Annotated in this window: 15 protein-coding genes; 1 reads left to right on the top strand and 14 read right to left on the bottom strand. The window is 41.8% G+C overall.

The genetic code is table 11. The annotated features are described in order from the left end of the window. Positions 1–401 precede the first annotated feature (401 nt). The 5 genes from polA to HT99x_RS14980 all read right to left on the bottom strand — a co-directional run bounded on the left by polA (position 402) and on the right by HT99x_RS14980 (position 9,278). The gene (gene polA, locus HT99x_RS14960) at positions 402–3,122 is read right to left on the bottom strand and encodes a DNA polymerase I (RefSeq protein ID WP_075065129.1); all 2,721 of its coding nucleotides are present in this window, start codon (positions 3,120–3,122) and stop codon (positions 402–404) included. Next, complete coding sequence (recD2, locus tag HT99x_RS14965; RefSeq protein WP_075065128.1) at positions 3,112–5,277, bottom strand: SF1B family DNA helicase RecD2; 2,166 nt, start codon at positions 5,275–5,277, stop codon at positions 3,112–3,114. The genes polA and recD2 overlap by 11 nt, the downstream gene beginning before the upstream one ends. Before the next feature lie 144 nt (positions 5,278–5,421). Continuing rightward, complete coding sequence (gene bufA2, locus HT99x_RS14970) at positions 5,422–5,685, bottom strand: BufA2 family periplasmic bufferin-type metallophore (RefSeq protein WP_075065127.1); 264 nt, start codon at positions 5,683–5,685, stop codon at positions 5,422–5,424. Positions 5,686–5,841: 156 nt separating this feature from the next. Beyond that, entirely contained in the window at positions 5,842–8,013 is a 2,172-nt protein-coding gene (uvrD, locus tag HT99x_RS14975; RefSeq protein ID WP_075065126.1) for a DNA helicase II, read from the bottom strand. 2 nt (positions 8,014–8,015) lie between these two features. Beyond that, complete coding sequence (locus HT99x_RS14980) at positions 8,016–9,278, bottom strand: MFS transporter (RefSeq protein WP_259566950.1); 1,263 nt, start codon at positions 9,276–9,278, stop codon at positions 8,016–8,018. A gap of 148 nt (positions 9,279–9,426) precedes the next feature. On the opposite strand from HT99x_RS14980, the gene hmgA reads away from it, so the two are divergent. Next, positions 9,427–10,722, top strand: coding sequence for a homogentisate 1,2-dioxygenase (gene hmgA, locus HT99x_RS14985; RefSeq protein ID WP_075065124.1), 1,296 nt, complete (start codon positions 9,427–9,429; stop codon positions 10,720–10,722). A 53-nt stretch (positions 10,723–10,775) separates the two neighbouring features. On the opposite strand, the gene HT99x_RS14990 is transcribed toward hmgA, so the two are convergent. From HT99x_RS14990 to HT99x_RS15030, 9 genes are all read right to left on the bottom strand, one after another. Continuing rightward, positions 10,776–11,186 (bottom strand): HU family DNA-binding protein, encoded by a 411-nt coding sequence (locus HT99x_RS14990; RefSeq protein WP_075065123.1) that lies wholly within the window; start codon positions 11,184–11,186, stop codon positions 10,776–10,778. A 132-nt stretch (positions 11,187–11,318) separates the two neighbouring features. Continuing rightward, a complete protein-coding gene (locus HT99x_RS14995) occupies positions 11,319–11,975 on the bottom strand; it encodes an SOS response-associated peptidase family protein (protein ID WP_075065122.1) in 657 nt (218 codons plus the stop codon). A gap of 83 nt (positions 11,976–12,058) precedes the next feature. Further along, positions 12,059–13,891: a glutamine--fructose-6-phosphate transaminase (isomerizing) gene (glmS, locus tag HT99x_RS15000; RefSeq protein ID WP_075065121.1), complete on the bottom strand. Its 1,833-nt coding sequence runs from the start codon at positions 13,889–13,891 to the stop codon at positions 12,059–12,061. A gap of 1 nt (position 13,892) precedes the next feature. Beyond that, positions 13,893–15,293 (bottom strand): bifunctional UDP-N-acetylglucosamine diphosphorylase/glucosamine-1-phosphate N-acetyltransferase GlmU, encoded by a 1,401-nt coding sequence (gene glmU / locus HT99x_RS15005; protein WP_075065120.1) that lies wholly within the window; start codon positions 15,291–15,293, stop codon positions 13,893–13,895. A gap of 83 nt (positions 15,294–15,376) precedes the next feature. Further along, positions 15,377–15,808, bottom strand: a complete 432-nt coding sequence (locus HT99x_RS15010) for a F0F1 ATP synthase subunit epsilon (protein ID WP_075065119.1) — start codon at positions 15,806–15,808, stop codon at positions 15,377–15,379. 27 nt (positions 15,809–15,835) lie between these two features. Next, a complete protein-coding gene (gene atpD / locus HT99x_RS15015) occupies positions 15,836–17,248 on the bottom strand; it encodes a F0F1 ATP synthase subunit beta (protein ID WP_259566967.1) in 1,413 nt (470 codons plus the stop codon). Positions 17,249–17,281: 33 nt separating this feature from the next. Further along, positions 17,282–18,154 (bottom strand): F0F1 ATP synthase subunit gamma, encoded by an 873-nt coding sequence (gene atpG, locus HT99x_RS15020; RefSeq protein ID WP_075065118.1) that lies wholly within the window; start codon positions 18,152–18,154, stop codon positions 17,282–17,284. An 11-nt stretch (positions 18,155–18,165) separates the two neighbouring features. Beyond that, positions 18,166–19,713, bottom strand: coding sequence for a F0F1 ATP synthase subunit alpha (atpA, locus tag HT99x_RS15025; protein ID WP_075065117.1), 1,548 nt, complete (start codon positions 19,711–19,713; stop codon positions 18,166–18,168). Positions 19,714–19,731: 18 nt separating this feature from the next. After that, the gene (locus HT99x_RS15030) at positions 19,732–20,271 is read right to left on the bottom strand and encodes a F0F1 ATP synthase subunit delta (protein ID WP_075065116.1); all 540 of its coding nucleotides are present in this window, start codon (positions 20,269–20,271) and stop codon (positions 19,732–19,734) included.

Raw genomic sequence — 20,271 nt, forward strand, 5'->3', positions numbered from 1 at the left:
CCCCTATGGGGCTGTTGCTGACTTCATTTCTCAATCTATCCGCCTTCGCTAAACGCTTCGGCGTGATTTCATTCCTCAATCCAATTTGTTTTAAGGCTAGGCGCCAAGAGGCGAGCAACCGGAGTGTATGCAAGATACATGAGGATTGTGAGCCTCGAGGGCAACAACGCCTTAAAACAAATTGAGAAGAGGAATGAAAAAAGGCCCCGGCTTGGGGTTACCCGGGGCGTAACGATAACTCGACTCTGGGGGAAGAGTCGAGCACGAGCTGTGGTGTTTAAATTCACAGCTAACAACAACTAAAAATACGTTGTTGTCGTTAATATGACATCTGCCAAAGTCATGAGTTCCATTAGCCTTTTTTTGCTGCACTTTCTGACAGTGCTAGGCGTAACTTTACTTTAATGTGCTTCATCCCAGTTTTGTCCCACACCGACATCAACAATCAACGGCACAGAAAGCGTGACGGTATGTTGCATACAATCACGAATGATCTCTTGCGCTTTTTCGATGCAATCTTGTTTTACTTCAAAAACCAATTCGTCATGTACTTGCATCAGCATTTTGATTTCATCTTGTCGGCCTAAACGTTGATGTAGTGCTATCATCGCTTTTTTGATAATATCGGCAGCGGTCCCTTGCATGGGGGCATTAATGGCAGTTCGTTCAGCAGCGCGTTTTCGACCTATATTTTTTGCTCGAATATCGGGCAAATAAAGTCTTCGGCCAAAAAGCGTTTCTACATAACCTGATTGCTCAGCTTGTTTTCGAATATTATCCATATAATTCTTAACACCAGGATATCGCTGAAAATATTTTTCCATATATTCTGCAGCTGCACTGCGATCAATATCGAGTTGCTTAGCAAGACCAAATGCGGACATTCCATAAATCAATCCAAAGTTAATCGCTTTTGCCCCTCGTCGCTGTTCAAATGTGACTTCCTCTAAAGACACCGCAAAAATTTCTGCTGCCGTAAAACGATGAATATCCTGTCCATCACAAAAGGCTTTTAACAAGCCTTCATCTTGTGATAGGTGTGCCATAATTCTAAGCTCAATTTGTGAATAGTCTGCCGCGATAAAATCATAGCCTGGCGCAGGAATAAAGGCTTGGCGGATTTTTCGCCCTTCTTGTGTTCTAATAGGAATATTTTGCAAGTTGGGATCAGAGGATGACAAACGTCCTGTTGCCGTTACCGCTTGATGATATGAAGTATGGATGCGGCTCGTGTTGGGATTAATCAATAGTGGTAATTTATCAGTATAGGTTGATTTTAATTTACTTAAGGTGCGATGAGCCAAAATGACTTTGGGCAGTTCATAATCATGGCTTAATTCCTGCAATACGCTTTCAGCCGTAGAAGGAGCACCGGTGGGGGTTCTCTCTAAGATAGGCAATTGCAATTTTTCGTAGAAAATGGTTTGCAACTGTTTGGGTGAGCCTAAATTAAATGTTTCTCCCGCTAAAAGCGTTGCTTGTTCTTCTAAAGCCTGCAACTCTTTTGCAATCTGTTCACTTTGAGTATTGAGTTTATCAGCATCGACACGGACCCCATATTCCTCCATCTGGAACAACACGGGCACAAGTGGCAATTCAATCTCTTGATAGACTTTAAGCAACGAAGATTCTTGTTCTAATTTGGGATAAAGACAATGATGTAATGCCAAAGTAATATCGGCATCTTCTGCTGCATATTCGGTTGCCGCTTGGATCCCTACTTTATCGAAGGTTACTTGTTTTGCTCCTTTGCCAGCAACCTCTTCGTAACTAATCGTTTTAACATTCAAATATTTTTGTGCCAAGCTATCCATATCATGTCTTGTTGCAACGCTATTGTAGACATAAGACTCTAACATGGTATCTTGAACAACAGGGGTTAGGTAAATATCGTATCGTGCAAAAATATGCATATCATATTTTAAATGTTGGCCTATCTTGCCAATAGCTGGGTTCTCTAAAATAGGCTTTAATTGGTTTAATACCCAATCTCGAGAAAGCTGCTCTTCTTCTGGAAAATCATGTGCCAAAGGAATATAGATTGCTTGTCCTTCGTTAATTGCTAAAGCGATACCAACGAGTTCTGCTTGCATGGGATCTAAGCTGGTCGTTTCAGTATCAATAACAAAGTGAGCAGCTTTTGCTAATAAGTCTATCCATTCTAAAAAGACTTCTGTTTGCGTTACACATTGATATTGCGATTTTTGTTTAATCACTTTATTTTCTGTTTCGGCTGATTTTGCGGTCCCTTCACCTTCTTTATCTAATTCTTTCAACCAAGATTTAAGCTCTAACTCTTCGAATACTTCACGCAATTGCGACTTCTCTGGTTGCTTGGCAACCAAAGACTCAATGGTGACATCAAGTGGTACATCACAAACAATAGTGACAAGCTGTTTTGATAACGGTAAGGTGCTTAAATTTTCCCGCAAATATTCACCCACTTTACCTTTTATCTCTTGCGCACGATTGACCAAATTATCGAGCGTTTCATATTCCTGTAGCCATTTTGCAGCGGTTTTGGGACCAACTTTTGGGATCCCTGGCACATTATCGACAGGATCTCCCACCAAGGTTAAATAGTCGACTATCTGTTTGGGAGCAACACCAAATTTTGCTAATACATTTTTTTCATCTAACACACTGGATGTCATCGTGTTAACCAGAACAACAGATTCATTGACAAGCTGGGCCATGTCTTTATCGCCCGTTGAAATAACCGTGCGCCACTTTGCATTAGTGGCATGCAGCGCTAATGTGCCGATAATATCATCTGCTTCATAGCCTTCAATCGCAATTAAAGGTAACCCCATTGCACGAATGGCTTTATGTAAGGGGGCGATTTGTACTTGCAATTCATCCGGCATAACGGTTCGATTTGCTTTATACGCTTCATATAATTGATGACGGAAATTTTTCGCTTTGGTATCAAAAATAACCGCAACAAAATCTGGTTTTTCATCTTGCATTAAACGACGCAACATATTGAGCACACCATACACGGCGCCTGTTGGCATCCCCTTGCTATTGGTTAAGGGTGGCAAGGCATGATATGCTCTGAATAAATATGATGACCCATCTACCAATACCAATTTTTTATTTTTCTTGTCATCAATATTCATGCAACCATTCCTCTAATTTATTAATTCTTGTCGCCACTTCATGGGTATTCACTGCCAAGCGTAAAGCTTGTTCTTCGCACAACAATACAACGCATTTTTTACCACGGGTTATTGCGGTATACAATAAATTTCTCTTTAACATTGTTTTTTGCGCCATTGACAAGACCACAACTACCGCAGGATATTCAGAACCTTGTGATTTGTGCACCGTGATTGCATAAGCCAATTGCAATTGATCTAACTCTTTGGCTAGATATTCAATAATATTATGCTGCTCAAATTCGACTTTTACTTTAGCGTGCTCTTCATCAATGCTAATAATTTTCCCAATATCACCATTAAAAACATTTTTTTCATAATTGTTTACAACTTGAATTACTTTGTCACCTTCGCGCAAAAATCCATCATATTGCTTGATCTTGGCTTTATGAGCCGTTCCAGGATTGAGGGTTTCTTGTAATATTTTATTTAAATTATTCACTCCCAATGGACCAATATTCATGGGAGAGATAACTTGAATTTCTTCTGAAGAAAAGCTAAAGCGCGCAGGTAATCTTTCACCGACAATAATAGCAATTTTTCTTAAAAAATCTGCTGGTTCATTTGCTTTGACTTGGTAAAAATCAACACCCGCTTCGTTATTGATATCAGGTAGCATCCCTTGATTAACACGATGCGCATTAATAACAATTTGGCTTGTATGTTCCTGACGAAAAATGGTTTTTAATGCAAAATAAGGGACTTGGCCCGAAACTATCAATGAACGTAATACTTCTCCAGGACCCACGGAAGAAAGCTGATCAACATCTCCAACAAAAATTAACCTTGCATGGGCCGGGAGCGCTTCTAACAGTTGAGCACAAAGTGGCACATCAAGCATTGATGCTTCATCGACAATTAATACATCAATCGGCAATGGGTGATATTTTCCAAAATTAAATTTTTCTGTAAATGAATCAAATTCTAGCAACCGGTGAATGGTTTTGGCGGGTGATTTTGTTGCTTCTTGCAGGCGTTTTGCAGCTCGTCCGGTTGGCGCTGCCAATGCAATTTTTAAATGATTTATCTTGAAAATTTCAACCAACGTATTAACCGACGTTGTTTTCCCCACCCCAGGCCCCCCTGTCAAAACAAAAACCGGGGATTGAAGTGCTTGTTCTAAAGCATGATATTGCTCCTGCGATAAGGTGAGCGATTTCTCAAGTTCTTTTAAAGTTAAAATAAGATCTTGCGTATCTTCACTGCCTTTTCCTGCTAACAAATTTTTTATTTTTTGAGAAATAAGCTGCTCTTGCAACCACAACGTTGGCATAAACAAACAAAGTTGTTCTTTAAGTGTCTCTGGCATCAACTTTTTTTCGTTAACTAAGAAATCGACTTCGTTAACGAGCTCGGCTTTGGCAATTTTTAATAGATTCGCTGTTTGCGTTAAACACTTCTCATAAGCCATACCACAATGACCAAAACGCGTTTCTTGTTGCATCACGTGCATGAGTCCTGCTCGTAAACGTCTTGGATCATCATTGGCAATCTGTAAATGCTTTGCTAATAACTCTGCCGTATGAAATCCAACCCCCTCTATTTCATCTAATAAACGATAAGGGTTTGAACTGATTTTTTCTAACGTGTGCTCTGCATAATGCTTATAGATTTTATTTGCCGTTGAAAATCCTATTTCACAGTTAGTTAAAAATAATAACGTATCATGTGATGCTTGATGCTTTCCCCAACTTTCCATAATGCGCTTGTAGCGCTCTTGACCGATACCGGAAACCTCTTTTAAACGCTGAGGTGATTTATTGAGGATCTCTTTAAGATCATCACCAAAAGTCTGTTGTAATTTCTGCGCAAAACTTGGGCCAACGCCATCAATATGATGGATAAAGAATTTTTCTTCTGTTGTATTCTCTTGCTCTTTAGTAAAGGATTTGGCAAAAAATTGTTGACCATGGGTGGGGTGTTCTTGCCAGATGCCCTCAAAATGAACTCGCTCTCCCAGCATTACAGCTTGAAAATACCCAACAACGGTCACCTTATTCTTATGAGTATCCTGCCTTTCGACTTGCATCACCGTATAACCATTGTCTGGCCGATTAAAGACAATTTTTGTTACTTTGCCAAGTAATTTTAAGGATTCTTTAGAAGATTGATTCATTCTGATAAACAAGCTTAATAACGCGAAGCGACACATTACGCTCGTCTTTATGGGCTGTCTAGAGTGAATTATTAGTTAGTTGATTGAGTCTTGAGAGGGGCGGCCCCCCATATGAATAGAGGGCCAGTCGTTATTCAGAAGAAATTATTTCTTTTCTTCTTTTTCGACTTTACCGCCTTTATCTGTGCATTCTTTTTCGTCTTTGGTCATGATGTAGCCAGAACCTTTGCAGCTATTTTGGCCTTTACAAGCGTTCGTTGCTGTTTTGCACGCGCTGGTTCCTTTACAGGAGTTCGCACCTGCACATTTCACTGTGCCTTCGGCCGCACCCGCCGTAGTATCGGCAAAGCTAGCAGCAGAAAACATAACACCGACCGCAGCAGCTAAAATCGCACCTACTTTCTTCATGAGAGCTCTCCTTTATGATGAACAAAAGTCAGTAACTTCAAAAAATACTACATTCAATAAAAATAAAACGAAGACAGTATGACAAATATTTTTACAAAGGTGCAATCAGCTAAATAAGCCCTATTTGTTTATACAGTTCTTCATTGAACGACTATTTTAATTGTCAACGACTTCAAGTTTAGCATAGGTTAGCACTAACCATTTTTTTCCTTCATGAACAAAGTTCACTTGAACCCGTGCCGTTTCTCCTTGGCCGTCCCCATTGACGATGACACCCTCACCAAATCGCTGATGACGCACTCGCTGCCCTAATGCAAAAGGAAAGTCTTTGCTAGGAATCTTGCTCATCGATACGGTGCTAGCTGTCTCAACTTTGGTATTCAGGTTGGCGGTTTCCAACAGAGATCCTGGGATCTCTTCAATAAAGCGCGATGGCCTATTCATCCCTGAAAGTCCAGCAAAAGCACGCTTTTGCGCATAAGTGAGGTAGAGTTTACGCATGGCTCGGGTAACGCCGACATAACAGAGTCGTCGCTCTTCTTCTAGCAATGTCCTTTCTTGCAAACTGCGATGATGTGGAAACAACCCCTCTTCTAGACCCGATAAAAAAACCAGCGGAAATTCTAGACCCTTTGCTGAATGCAAAGTCATCAATTTGATAGTAGCCTCTTGGTCTTGCTCTCTCTCTCCAGCATCTAAAGCCACTTCAGACAGAAAATCCGGTAAACTTTGAATGGCATAGACTTGTTCTTGCGTTTCTTGTTCTTCATAACTTTGATGAAACTGCTTGGTCGCCTGCACAAGCTCATGCAAGTTTTCAACTTGTGCTTGCGTACGCTCGCCGGGCTTGGTTTTCACATATTGTAATAAACCACTTCGTTGCAACGTGGTTTGTACTAATTGCCCCAAATCAAGATAGGCAAGTTGGGTCAATAGTTCTTCTATACACTCGATGAACTGCCTTAACCCATTGCTGATGCGCCCCGAAGGCAGACTGGGAAGATAAGCCTTTGCAGCCTCCCATAATGAACTTTGCTGGGCTTTTGCTAATTCTCGAATATTTTCTAGGGTACGTTCGCCAATACCTCTGGGGGGTAGATTAACAACTCGCTCAAAGGCAGTATCATCGTTATGATTGGCTAACATGCGTAAATAAGCCAAAACATCTTTGATTTCGGCGCGATCAAAGAATCGTAATCCACCATAAATGCGATACGGCATATTCATTTGTCGCAAGGCTTGTTCAATCACTCGAGATTGCGCATTTGAGCGATATAGCACGGCAACATCTTCATAGTTGCCGCCCCCACGTATCCACTGACGAATCCGTTCAACCATAAACCGAGCTTCATCAATTTCATTAAAAGCACCATATAGCGTAATCCGCTCGCCTTGAATGCCTTGTGTCCATAATTCTTTACCTAAACGAGATTCATTATGAGCAATCAAGGCATTTGCTGCGGCTAAAATGGTGCTAGTTGAACGATAATTTTGTTCTAAACGAATCGTGACAATGTCTTTAAAATCTTTATTCAAGCGATGAATATTTTCAATCTTCGCACCACGCCATCCATAAATGGATTGATCATCATCACCCACTATCATCATGTTGGTTTCAGGAGAAAAAATGAGCTTTAACCATGCATATTGAATCGTATTAGTATCTTGAAACTCATCAACTAGTACATGACTAAATCGCTGTTGATAGTGCGCCAAAATATCCCGATTGTCTCTCCACAGTTCATACGCTCGTAATAAGATTTCTGCAAAATCAATAATGGCAAAGCGTTGACAATGTTGCTCATAGAGACGATATAGCTCTGTGAATAAGGTAATTTCATGGATAGTAGAAGGGATCACCTGAGTTGCTCTTTTCCCTTCATCTTTCTGACGATTAATAAATCCTACTGCGCGTTTGGGATCGCAATCTTGTTCATCCCACCCTCTTTCACGAATTAATCGCTTAATAAGTCTTAATTGATCATCAGCGTCAATGATTTGAAAATTATTAGGTAAATTGGCTTCTTGATAATGCTGCCTGAGCATACGATGACACAAGCCATGAAAAGTGCCGACCCATAAGTGAGACGTTGGCACCCCAATCATTTTCTCGATACGGTTGCGCATTTCTTGAGCCGCTTTATTAGTAAACGTCACCGCTAGAATTCGCTGTGCTGAGACATGACCTTGGGACATCAGCCATGCAATGCGGTGCACCAGTACTCGTGTTTTACCACTACCGGCACCCGCTAAAACCAATAAATGTTTTGCCTTTGAACTAACCGCCTGATATTGCGCGTTATTTAATTCATCTAAAATAGCGTCCAACGTTAATCCCGTTTATCACGAATAAGAGGAACAATAAGCAGTGCGCTTATTGCATAAAATATGGGTAGTAACACCAAGCTAAAATGATAATCGGCCACGGTGTAAACGGGCTCACCATTTGGCAATATTTCCCCAGAACGTACTTTATCTAAAATCCAACCAATTAAATAAGTGAGGATAGCGCTACCAAACATAGAAACCATATTAACAAACCCAACCGCCGTTGCGACATAAAGCGACGAGCTAAAACGCCGCGTCATCACAAATGCCAAAACGTAGGTGCCCGATGCGCCAAAGCTAAAAAAGAGAATACAAGCCCAAAACTCTGTTAATTGTGGCCAATAAACAATAATGGTGAGGGCAAGTGCTGCAATCAATCCTGATATCGCCATGGGTATTTTACGATTATTAAAAACCCCTGAGATCCATCCTAATAACGGACTACCAACAGCCATACCAATAAATGTCATAGTGACTGCAGGCATGGAAGCTGCATCACGAGAGATCCCATGTGCATCAACCAGAAACTTCACCCCCCAAGCGCCACCAAAAGCATCCGTTGGTGCTGTAACGAAAAAGGCATAAATTCCCACAATCCAGCTCTGAGGTTGTCTTACCACCTCTTTTAAGCAACGCCAAAAAGGTGGTGAATTTTTTGTTTGTAACTCAAACTCTGGATGATCCGGATTATGATCACGAATAAAAATCCAGGCAAAAATGGTTAGAAACAAACCAAATAGCCCTAAATAAATCATCAATTCTCGCCAAGACAGGTAATTAAGGCCTATCGATAAGGGCGTTCCACCCACCGCAGCTCCCAAGGTTCCAATCGTCAGCGTAATACCGGTCATAAATGGGAACCAGCGCGGTTCAAACCAAATATTGACGATCTTCAAGCAACTAATAAAAGCAAAAGCAGAACCAGTACCAATTAAGGCACGCATCAGGCATCCTACATAAAAACTTTGCGTATGAGCCAAGGCTAAGGTACTTAAGCCACATAACAAAATAGCACCCGTCAGCAAACGACGAGGGCCATATTTATCTGTTAATGCACCAACAGGCAGCTGTAGGGGGGCATAAGCCCAATACCAACAGGAAGAGAAAAAACCGAAGGCATTAGCGTCCATAATAAAGGCTAATGAAAGTTCTTTTTCTAAAACATTGGGTGATACTCGTAGCAAGAACTCATATAAGTAGAATATCGTTGCTACGCTAAACATAATGACCGGTAGCACGACCGGATTCATACGATGATGGGCCATAAACTGCTCTTTTCTCGCTAAATTAAGAAGTAGGATAACCGTCTCATTTTCATTGTTTGGCCTGAGTCTAATCCAAGTTGAGAGGGGATAGCAATATATGAGGTTGAGAGTATCATTTAAAATAGCTGGTAAATTTTAGGATAATCGAATGACTAAGGAATACACATACCAAACCGGTTTTGGCAGCTACTGGCAAAGTGAAGCATTACCGGGCGCACTCCCACAAGGACAAAATTCCCCACAAAAACCCCCGTTTGGATTATATGCTGAGCAATTAAGCGGCAGCGCCTTTACTCGTGCTCGCCATCTTAATTACCGTAGCTGGCTTTACCGCATATTACCTTCGGTTGTGCATTCTCCCTTTCAGGCAATTGCACATGAAGGGATCACGTTAGAAACCCAAAACGCACCTAGACCCACTCAAATGCGCTGGCATGCTATGGCTTCCCCCCACAAACCAACGGATTTTATCGATGGCTTAAAAACACTGTTATTTAATGGTGCACCTTCTCAACATCAAGGAGCTGCAATCCATTTATATGCAGCCAATACCGATATGGGGAACCGTTATTTTTATAGTGCAGATGGCGAATGGCTGATCGTGCCTTATGAAGGTGATTGTGAGTTAAGTACCGAATTTGGCAAGCTGACACTTTCGGTTGGTGAAATTGCGGTGATCCCTCGCGGAGTGCGCTTTCAAGTCAACCTCTTAAGCCCAACTATCAAAGGCTATATTTGCGAAAATTTTGGCTCCCCTTTGACGCTACCCGATCTTGGCCCTATTGGCAGCAATGGGCTTGCCAATCCAAAAGATTTTTTAATTCCCCATGCTGCTTATGAAGAAAAACAAGGTGACTATGTATTGCTGGGAAAATTTAATCATCAGCTGTGGCAAGCCTATCTCAACTACTCTCCTTTGAACGTTGTTGCTTGGCATGGTAATTATGCACCCTATAAATATAATCTCTCCCACTTTAATACCATCAATACGGTCAGCTATGATCATTGCGATCCTTCTATTTTTACCGTCTTAACCTCTCAAAGCGCTTATCCAGGTGTTGCTAACATTGATTTTGTGATTTTTCCAGAACGCTGGATGGTCGCCGAACATACTTTCAGACCTCCCTATTATCATCGCAATGTCATGAGTGAATTCATGGGTCTGATTCAAGGTCATTATGATGCAAAAGCGGATGGTTTTGTTCCAGGCGGCGGTAGCTTACATAATATGATGTCAGGTCATGGCCCTGATAAAGAGACGACACTACAAGCGATAAATGCAAAACTCATACCGCAAAAACAAACGAATACACTCGCTTTTATGCTCGAAAGTTGCCTACCGTGGGCAACGACTGCGTTCGCATTTGACCCCAACCTTCTACAATCTAATTATCACGATTGCTGGCAGGAGATCCCTATTTTATTTAATGCAAACGAACGGTGAAATAAAGAAGAATGATCGAGTAGCCTCTCCCAAACGGGAGAGGCACATAGAAATTAACCTAAAAGAGATTCTTTTAAGCCTTTTAATGCAACCAATTTGATATCGTCACGAGCGGGTTTAGGAGGAATAACAACTTCTTTACCGGTTAAAGGACTTACCATAACGCGCTTCTTCGTTGGTTTACGACGAACCTTACGGATCTTGATGCCCATTTTAGGGATCATAATTTCGCCTGATCCTTGTTTTTTCATATGGGCCTTGACCAATTTAGCCATCTCAGCGAATACTTTTTCCACATCTACTCGTTTCAAACCTGTTTCATCAGAGATGGTTTGAAAAATTTCAATACGAGTTTGCTTCTCTTTAATTGCTCTAGTGCGAGAAGATAGCAACTTAGATTCCGCATTTTCTTCAGCTTTCTTACGGCCAGAAGGGATTTTCGTATTTTGCCTTGTTAATGCCATTTAATTCTCCATTATTTTTTTAATTGATTGCGCCTAAACTACCCCAAAATATAAGCTAATTTAACAGCGCGCAGGCGATTATGCCAACGGCACTTCGGCAAGTAAACCCCTATCCCTTAAACTTTAAATTACTTACAGAGACTGAATGCACTCTCTCCCTTCAAATTGTGGATGATTCATGCGAGACGATACTGGAAATATTCTGAAATTTTCAGGAGAAATTTCAGAATTCAGCGACAAATACTGATCTGGTATGTTTTCTTTTGCTAACCAAAAAGAATATTTTTCAGGCGAAATAATCAGTGGCATACGCTCATGTAATTTGCTTAAAAACGACGGCGCAGGAATGGTAATGATAGCGCAACTCATTATCATTTCGCCTTTCGCCGAGATCCAAGCGGACCACAGCCCTGCAAATGCAAATAAGGGTTTTGCCAACTGTTGCACCAAAAAAGGTTGCTTTTTCGCATTAATCGTCTTCCACTCATAATATCCAGAGGCAGGAATTAAGCAGCGCTGTGTAAAAAATGCTTTCTTGAATGTTGGTTTTTCTGCAAGTGATTCAAATCTGGCATTGATATGGCCCGCCGGGATCTCTTCTTGCTTGTTTTGCCATGCAGGAATGAATCCCCAACGACAAAAATCAACTTGTTGTCCTTGATTCAGGATGACAGGAATTTGTTGAGTGGGTGCAATGTTATAACGCGGTCGCATATAAAAGCCGCGCTTGAGTTGAAAATGAGAAACAATTTCTTGCTCGGTAGCATTTAATGCAAATCGCCCGCACATGGTATTACTCTTTTTAAAAGGTTAAATAGCAGATTTGCAATGCAAGACACGAAGATGCCTTGCATTGCATGGATAAAGATGGGTTATTCAACTGTAACGGATTTAGCTAAATTTCGTGGCTGATCAACATCAGTCCCTTTCAGCACAGCAACATGATAAGCCAACAATTGTAGCAGTACGGTAAAGGCCAAAGGTGCAATTAACTCGCCTACTTGTGGGATCTCAATGACTGTCATCTCTTTGCTATTGACTAACCCTGTTCCTCTTTCAGCAAAAATGATCAGTTCTCCTTGACGGGCACGAATTTCTTGTAAATTAGAAACGAGCTTATCTAACAGATGATCATGAGCTGCTAATGCAACAACAGGCATATATTTATCGACCAGTGCTAAAGGTCCATGTTTTAATTCACCGGCTGGGTGCGCTGTCGCATGAATATAAGAAATTTCCTTTAACTTTAAGGAGCCCTCTTGCACAATCGGGTAGTAAATACCACGCCCAACAAACAATGCGTTATCTTTGTCATCAAAGCGATGTGCTAATTTGGCAATCTCATCATCCAGTTGTAAAAGCTGCTCTACTATTTGCGGCAAAGCACGAATCGCTTCGGCAATTTGCTTTTGTTCAGTGAGTTTTGCGTTATTACGCCGCCCTAAGCACTGAGTTAACATCAACATGGCAACCAATTGTGTGGTAAAAGCTTTAGTCGAGGCCACTCCGATTTCTGGCCCTGCGTGTGTTAACAACACGAGTTCTGATTCTCGCACCATGGAACTTTCTGGCACATTACAAATCGTTAACTTGCCGCAATAGTTGCTATTTTTCAGATTACGCATAGCCGCTAAGGTATCTGCTGTTTCGCCTGATTGCGACAAACTGACAAAAAGCGTTCCTGGTAATACAACTTGCGGTCTGTAACGTGCTTCACTGGCCACTTCTACCTGGCAAGGAATATTGGCAATTCCCTCAAGCCAATGCTTGGCAACGAGTCCTGCATGATAACTCGTTCCACAGGCAACGATTTGAATCGCCTTGGTTTGATTAAAAATGTCAGTGGCATTTGCTCCAAAAATACCATCTGGCACATCATTACTATTCAACCTCCCAGAAAAAGCAGAGCGAATGGCTTCGGGCTGCTCAAATATTTCTTTTTGCATATAGTGGCGATATTTGCCGCGATCGGTGCTTTGTGCTGTTAATGCAACCTTTCTCACCTTGCGCTCGACAGGGTTTCCTGAGCGATCGTAAATAACGAAATGATCGCGAAAAATTTCTGCAACATCACCGTCTTCTAAAATAACGAAATCTTGTGTGAACGATAACAACGCCAAGCTATCAGAAGCAATGAAATGCTCGCCAATCCCAATCCCTATGACAAGAGGGCTACCATGGCGTGTTGCAATAATTCTATCGGGAGCGCTTTGTGAGACAACCGCCAGAGCATAAGCGCCTTCTAGTTCTTTGACGGTGGCTTGCACGGCTTGTAACAAATTGTTTGATTTTTTAAATTCTTCACCAATCCATTGCACAATCACTTCAGAATCTGTTTCAGAGCTAAAACGAATCTTTTTCGCTTCTAAAGCCTGGCGCAGCGTCAAATAGTTTTCAATAATACCGTTGTGAACCAAGGCAATTTGATTCTCAAATAAATGAGGATGGGCATTCGTCTCACTGGGTTTGCCATGCGTTGCCCAACGAGTATGCGCAATCCCCACTTTGCCTAAGAGCGGCTCTTTATCATGGGCTTGTAATAATTGATTAACTTTACCGCACACTCGTAAACGTTCTAATTGTCCACCTTCATTTAAAATGGCCAATCCCGCTGAATCATAACCCCGATATTCCAGCTTCTTTAATCCCTCAAGCAAAATGGGAGCAATATCTCTTTGCGCAATTCCCGCAGTTATCCCACACATGTTATTTTCCATCCTCTAATGGTTTATGCTTTCGTGGCCTCTGCCAATCACTACTTCTTGGCTCTAAACGATGTGTTAACGTTAATTGATATGATGGTACATCTTTATTCAAGGTAGAGCCTGCGCCAATGGTTGCTCCTTTACCAACACGAATAGGAGCGATCAATTGGGTGTCTGACCCTATATGTACTTCATCTTCAATAATGGTTTGATGTTTATTCGCACCATCATAATTACAAGTAATCGTACCAGCCCCTATATTGACATCTTTACCCATTAAGGTGTCGCCAATATAACTCAAATGGTTAATCTTAGAGCCTTCGCCGATTGTTGCGTTCTTAATTTCGACATAGTTTCCAATGTGGGTATTTTGACCTAACTGTGCGCCAGGTCTTAAACGAGCAAAAGGACCTATTCTTGAGAAATCTCCCACAACAGCGTCTTCTAAATGGCTATTCGCTAATATCACAACGCCTTTGCCCAATTTGCAATTGATCAACATACAATTAGGACCAATATGACACCCTTCACCCAATTGATTCTCGCCTTCAAAAACGCTATTAACGTCGATAAAGACATCACGCTCAATCTGCAAAGAACCACGTAAATCAAAGCGGTTTGGGTCAGCCATGGTCACGCCTGCTTGCATTAACTTTTCAGCTTGTTGACGTTGATAATATCTTTCTAATTGTGCAAGCTGGGACTTATCATTAATCCCCATTATTTCATGAAGATCTTGTGGATAAATCGTGTTTACAATGACGTTTTCTTCGACCGCAAATTGAACGATATCGGTCAAATAATATTCTTGCTGCGCATTATGATTGGTTAATTTTGCAATCCAGCGTTTTAATGAAGTTGCCTGCAACAGGAAAATGCCGGTATTAATTTCTGTAATTGCTCTTTCCAGTTCATCCGCATCTTTTTCTTCGACTATCCGCAAAACTTGTTGCTTGGCATTTCTGATGATACGCCCCAAACCTTTAGGGTTATCTACGTTGGCTGTTAATAGGCCCATGGTATTTTGTGAGGTTTTTGCAATGAGTCTTGCAAGTGTTTGCGGCTGGATTAAAGGAACATCACCGTACAAAATGCAAACCTGATGTTCGTCTTTAATAAAAGGTAATGCGCTTTTTACGGCATCACCCGTGCCTTGTTGAGCTACTTGATGAACCCAAGTAATGTTTTCATTATTGAAAGCCGCTTGTAACGCTTGCCCTTCATGTCCATAAACAACAATGATTTGCGCAGGGTTAAGTGTTTTTGCACTTTCTATCACATGCCATAATAGCGGCTTGGCTCCCAAAGGATGCAAAACCTTCGCTAAAGATGACTTCATTCTGGTGCCTTTACCGGCAGCCAGTATGAGAACGCAAAGTGGGCTGTCGCTATGCTCACTCATTTTTTATCTAACCTTTTTAACAAAAAGGGTGGCTCTCGCCACCCTTATACCTTTCGGATCAATGTCGACAGCACAGCTTGGTATTACTTAATATGCGTTTTCTTCTTCGCTTCACGAATAGCCCGCAACATACCAGCTGCTCTGGCAAGTTCTGCTCTCGCTTTTGCAAAATCAACATTTGAACGATGATCTTTGAGGGCGCGCTCTGCTTGCTGCTGTGCCTTGATAGCTTCTGCTTCATTAAAGTCACGCGCTCTGACAACCGTATCTGCCAGAATAGTCACCACAAAAGGCTGAACCTCTAAAATACCACCTGTCACATACACAACATCTTCTTTATCTTCTTTATCGCGAATACGAATAAAGCCCGGTAATAATCCCGTTAGTAAAGGCGTATGCCCTGGTGCTACTTCAAGTTCACCCATTGTACCTGTCGCATACACACGCAACGCTTCCCCTGAGAAAATTTCCGCTTCAGCGCTAACAATATCTAAATGCAGTGTAGCCACAGCCATTATTTTACTCTCTTACTCTTACTTTGCTTAACCTTGCATTGTCTTAGCTTTTTCAATTGCTTCTTCAATGCCACCTACCATGTAGAATGCTTGTTCAGGCAAATCGTCATACTCACCTTCGATAATGCCTTTAAAGCCTTTGATGGTATCTTTTAAGGAAACATACTTACCAGGTGATCCGGTAAAGACTTCAGCAACGAAGAAAGGTTGCGATAAGAAGCGTTGAATTTTTCGGGCTCTAGCAACGATTAACTTATCTTCTTCAGAAAGTTCGTCCATACCCAAAATAGCAATAATATCTTTCAATTCTTTATAACGTTGCAGGGTACCTTGTACTTTTCTGGCAACATCATAATGTTCTTGACCAACCACTAATGGATCCAACTGGCGGCTGGTTGAATCGAGCGGATCAACTGCAGGATAAATACCAAGCTCCGCAATTTGACGTGACAATACGACCGTTGCGTCTAAGTGCGAGAAGGTGGTTGCAGGTGACGGATCGGTTAAATCGTCCGCTGGTACGTAAACCGCTTGAATCGAGGTGATCGATCCTGTCTTAGTGGAGGTAATACGTTCTTGCAAACGTCCCATTTCTTCTGCCAAGGTTGGTTGGTAACCTACAGCTGAAGGCATCCGTCCTAATAATGCGGATACTTCTACCCCTGCCAAGGTATAACGATAAATATTATCAACGAATAACAAGACATCTCGGCCTTCATCTCTAAAACTTTCTGCAATCGTTAATCCGGTTAAAGCAACGCGTAGACGGTTTCCTGGGGGTTCGTTCATCTGACCATAAACCAGGGATACTTTATCTAATACATTGGAGTCTTTCATTTCATGGTAGAAGTCATTACCTTCACGAGTACGTTCACCAACGCCCGCAAATACAGAATAACCACTATGCTCAATCGCAATATTACGAATGAGTTCCATCATGTTTACGGTTTTACCAACACCCGCACCACCGAACAAACCGACTTTACCACCTTTTGCGAAGGGGCAAATCAAGTCAATAACTTTAATACCGGTTTCAAGCAATTCTTGGCTTGCTGCTTGTTCTTTAAAAGAAGGAGCAGCTCGGTGAATAGGTAAACGCGCTTCTTCACCAATCGGGCCTTTTTCATCGATAGGACGTCCCAAAACGTCCATGATGCGCCCTAATGTTTTTGTACCAACTGGCACCTGGATTGCTTCACCAGTATTGGTAACTTGCAAACCACGACGCAACCCTTCGGTTGTTCCCATCGCAATCGAACGAACGATACCATCACCTAGCTGTTGTTGAACTTCAAGGGTAATTTCTCCACCCTCAACCAACAACGCATCATATACCTTAGGAACAGCACCTCGTGGAAATTCCACGTCAACAACTGCACCAATAATCTCAACGACTTTACCAGATGCTTGTTTAACCGATTGAGCGCTCGTTGTACTCATAACTTTATTACCCTATATTCTCTAAAAAAGAAGCTACACTGCGGCAGCTCCCCCCACAATTTCCGCCAATTCACGCGTAATAGAAGCTTGTCTTGCTTTGTTATACGCTAACTGCAAACTATCAATTAATTCTCCTGCGTTATCCGATGCACTTCTCATCGCAAGCATTCGCGCAGCTTGTTCACAGGCAAAATTCTCAACAACACCGTGATACACTTGTGATTCAATGTATCGCGTTAGTAATAGATCTAATAATTCTTTAGCATCAGGCTCGTAGATATAATCCCCACGCTTTGGAAGTGGCTCATCGCCCCCAATTTCATCTTGCTTAATCGGCAATAACTTCTCGACAACTGGTTGCTGGCTCATCGTGTTTACAAAACGGTTATAGCTAATATAAAGCGCATCAAGTAAGCCGTCGTTATAAGCATTCAGCATAACGCTTACAGGACCAATCACATCTGAAACCGATGGGGTATCGCCCAAGTGGCTTGCAGAAGCTAACATCTTCAGGCCAAGACGTCGCAAAAACACTTCTGATTTGGTGCCCATGGCACATAGCGACACTTCCTTGCCTTCTTGTTGCCAATCTTGCAATTGACCAATCAAATGCCGAAAGTTATTAACGTTTAATCCACCACAAAGACCGCGGTCGGTTGCAACCACAATGATACCGATACGCTTTGGCTCTCTTGCAATCATGTAAGGGTGGCGGTATTCCGCAGTATTTCCCTCTGATAAATGCCTAATCACCGTGCGAATTCGATTTGCATAAGGGCGGGAAGCAAGCATGCGATTTTGTGCTTTACGCATTTTGCTTGCTGCTACCATTTCCATCGCTCGAGTAATTTTTTGTGTACTTTTTACACTTTTAATTTTCGAGCGTATTTCTTTTGCACCTGACATTTTAAGACCTTTTAACCCATCAGAACATTGGATTTTTTAAACGCTTCAATTGCAGTCGTTAAGCGTTGTTCAATGTCATTGTTGTAATCACACTTCTGATTGATTTCATCAATTAAGTCTTTATGCTTTTGATTCATGAAATCAAGTAACGCTTTTTCAAATTCAACAACTTGCGTTAACTTAACATCGTCTAAATGGCCTTTATCAGCAGCAAATAAAACAACCGCCATTTCTGCAACAGAAAGGGGTGAATATTGCGCTTGCTTCATTGATTCCATCACGCGTTGACCACGTTCTAACTGCTTACGGGTTGCTTCATCTAAATCTGAAGCGAACTGTGAGAACGCTGCTAATTCACGATATTGCGCAAGTGCCAAACGAACACCACCACCTAATTTCTTAATAATTTTGGTTTGTGCTGCACCGCCCACACGAGAAACTGATAAACCCGCGTTAATAGCAGGACGAATCCCCGCATTAAATAAATCGGTTTCTAAGAAGATCTGACCGTCAGTGATCGAAATAACGTTGGTTGGAACGAATGCAGATACGTCACCTGCTTGCGTTTCAATGATAGGTAATGCGGTTAATGAACCTGTTTTACCCTTTACTGCGCCATTGGTTAATTTCTCAACATACTCGGCATTAACACGAGCAGCACGCTCAAGCAAACGAGAGTGTAAATAGAATACGTCACCAGGATAAGCTTCACGACCTGGTGGACGACGCAATAACAAGGAAACTTGTCGATAAGCCCATGCTTGTTTGGTCAAATCATCATAAACGATTAATGCATCTTCGCCTTTATCACGGAAATATTCACCCATTGCGCAACCTGAGTAAGGCGCAATAAATTGCAGTGCTGCCGCTTCTGCTGCGGTTGCTGCCACAACGATGGTGTGACCCATTGCATCGTGCTCTTCTAATTTACGAACAACGTTTGCAACAGAGGACGCCTTTTGACCAACGGCAACGTAAATACATTTTACGCCAGTTCCTTTCTGGTTAATGATAGCATCGATAGCAATCGCTGTTTTACCAGTTTGTCTGTCACCAATGATCAACTCACGCTGACCGCGTCCAACTGGTACCATCGCGTCAATCGCTTTTAAACCGGTTTGAATGGGCTGATTAACCGATTGGCGTGAAATAACACCAGGAGCCACTTTTTCAATGGGTGAAGAATGATTGGTTTTAATTTCACCCTTACCATCAATGGGACGTCCTAAAGCATCAACAACCCGGCCCAATAAAGCTTCACCAACAGGGACTTCTAAAATTCGACCGGTACATTCTACCGTTTGGCCTTCTGCCAAATGTTCATACGGACCAAGAACAACCGCCCCCACAGAATCGCGCTCTAAATTTAACGCCATACCGTAAACGTCACCAGGAAACTTAAGCATTTCCCCTTGCATAACATCATTCAAACCAAAGATTCGAACGATACCATCGCCGACGCTGATAATGGTTCCAACGGTACGTGCTTTCGCATCAATATCCGTATTTTCAATGCGTTGTTTAATAAGTTCGCTGATTTCTGAAGGATTAAGTCGCATAATTGTTTTAGCCTATTCTTATAAAATACCGACAGCATCGCTTAATCTAGCGAGCCTGCCACGAATGGAGCCATCAATAACCAAATCTCCTGCCCGAATGATTGCGCCGCCCATGATGCCTTGATCAACTTGGCATTCTAGCGAGATATTACAATTCATTCGTTTCATGAGTACCTGGATGAAACGTTCTTTTAATTTGTCATCAAGCGGTTGGGCGCAAATGAGTTCAACATTCACAACCCTTTCAGCAGCAGCTCGCATTTCCTCAAAGAGCGTCGCAATTTCAGGCAACAATGCTAACCGTTTAAAATTACCCAAGATACGAATAAAATTTTTCATTTCGTGGGTGTAAACATCTTGATCAAGGACATCAAAAAGTCCAATCAATTCCTGCGCTGAAAATCGCGGATTTTTTGCCAAAGAAAGAAATTGCTTATCGCTTGCAATCATTGCTGCATTCTTCAGCATTTCTGACCACTTAGAAAAGGCGCTTTCACTTTGTGCTAATTCAAAAGCGGCTTTTGCATAAGGTCTGGCAAAGGTGCGATTTTTAGACAT

The organism is Candidatus Berkiella aquae (assembly GCF_001431295.2).
Lineage (GTDB): Bacteria > Pseudomonadota > Gammaproteobacteria > Berkiellales > Berkiellaceae > Berkiella > Berkiella aquae.

What these genes read in the sequence shown, in the direction of transcription:
- glmS (WP_075065121.1), bottom strand. Translation starts at nt 13,891, where the DNA reads ATGTGTGGGATAACTGCGGGAATTGCGCAAAGAGATATTGCTCCCATT.
- bufA2 (WP_075065127.1), bottom strand. Translation starts at nt 5,685, where the DNA reads ATGAAGAAAGTAGGTGCGATTTTAGCTGCTGCGGTCGGTGTTATGTTT.
- glmU (WP_075065120.1), bottom strand. Translation starts at nt 15,293, where the DNA reads ATGAGTGAGCATAGCGACAGCCCACTTTGCGTTCTCATACTGGCTGCC.
- atpA (WP_075065117.1), bottom strand. Translation starts at nt 19,713, where the DNA reads ATGCGACTTAATCCTTCAGAAATCAGCGAACTTATTAAACAACGCATT.
- HT99x_RS14990 (WP_075065123.1), bottom strand. Translation starts at nt 11,186, where the DNA reads ATGGCATTAACAAGGCAAAATACGAAAATCCCTTCTGGCCGTAAGAAA.
- HT99x_RS15030 (WP_075065116.1), bottom strand. Translation starts at nt 20,271, where the DNA reads ATGTCTAAAAATCGCACCTTTGCCAGACCTTATGCAAAAGCCGCTTTT.
- HT99x_RS14980 (WP_259566950.1), bottom strand. Translation starts at nt 9,278, where the DNA reads ATGGCCCATCATCGTATGAATCCGGTCGTGCTACCGGTCATTATGTTT.
- polA (WP_075065129.1), bottom strand. Translation starts at nt 3,122, where the DNA reads ATGAATATTGATGACAAGAAAAATAAAAAATTGGTATTGGTAGATGGG.
- recD2 (WP_075065128.1), bottom strand. Translation starts at nt 5,277, where the DNA reads ATGAATCAATCTTCTAAAGAATCCTTAAAATTACTTGGCAAAGTAACA.
- HT99x_RS14995 (WP_075065122.1), bottom strand. Translation starts at nt 11,975, where the DNA reads ATGTGCGGGCGATTTGCATTAAATGCTACCGAGCAAGAAATTGTTTCT.
- atpG (WP_075065118.1), bottom strand. Translation starts at nt 18,154, where the DNA reads ATGTCAGGTGCAAAAGAAATACGCTCGAAAATTAAAAGTGTAAAAAGT.
- atpD (WP_259566967.1), bottom strand. Translation starts at nt 17,248, where the DNA reads ATGAGTACAACGAGCGCTCAATCGGTTAAACAAGCATCTGGTAAAGTC.
- hmgA (WP_075065124.1), top strand. Translation starts at nt 9,427, where the DNA reads ATGACTAAGGAATACACATACCAAACCGGTTTTGGCAGCTACTGGCAA.
- HT99x_RS15010 (WP_075065119.1), bottom strand. Translation starts at nt 15,808, where the DNA reads ATGGCTGTGGCTACACTGCATTTAGATATTGTTAGCGCTGAAGCGGAA.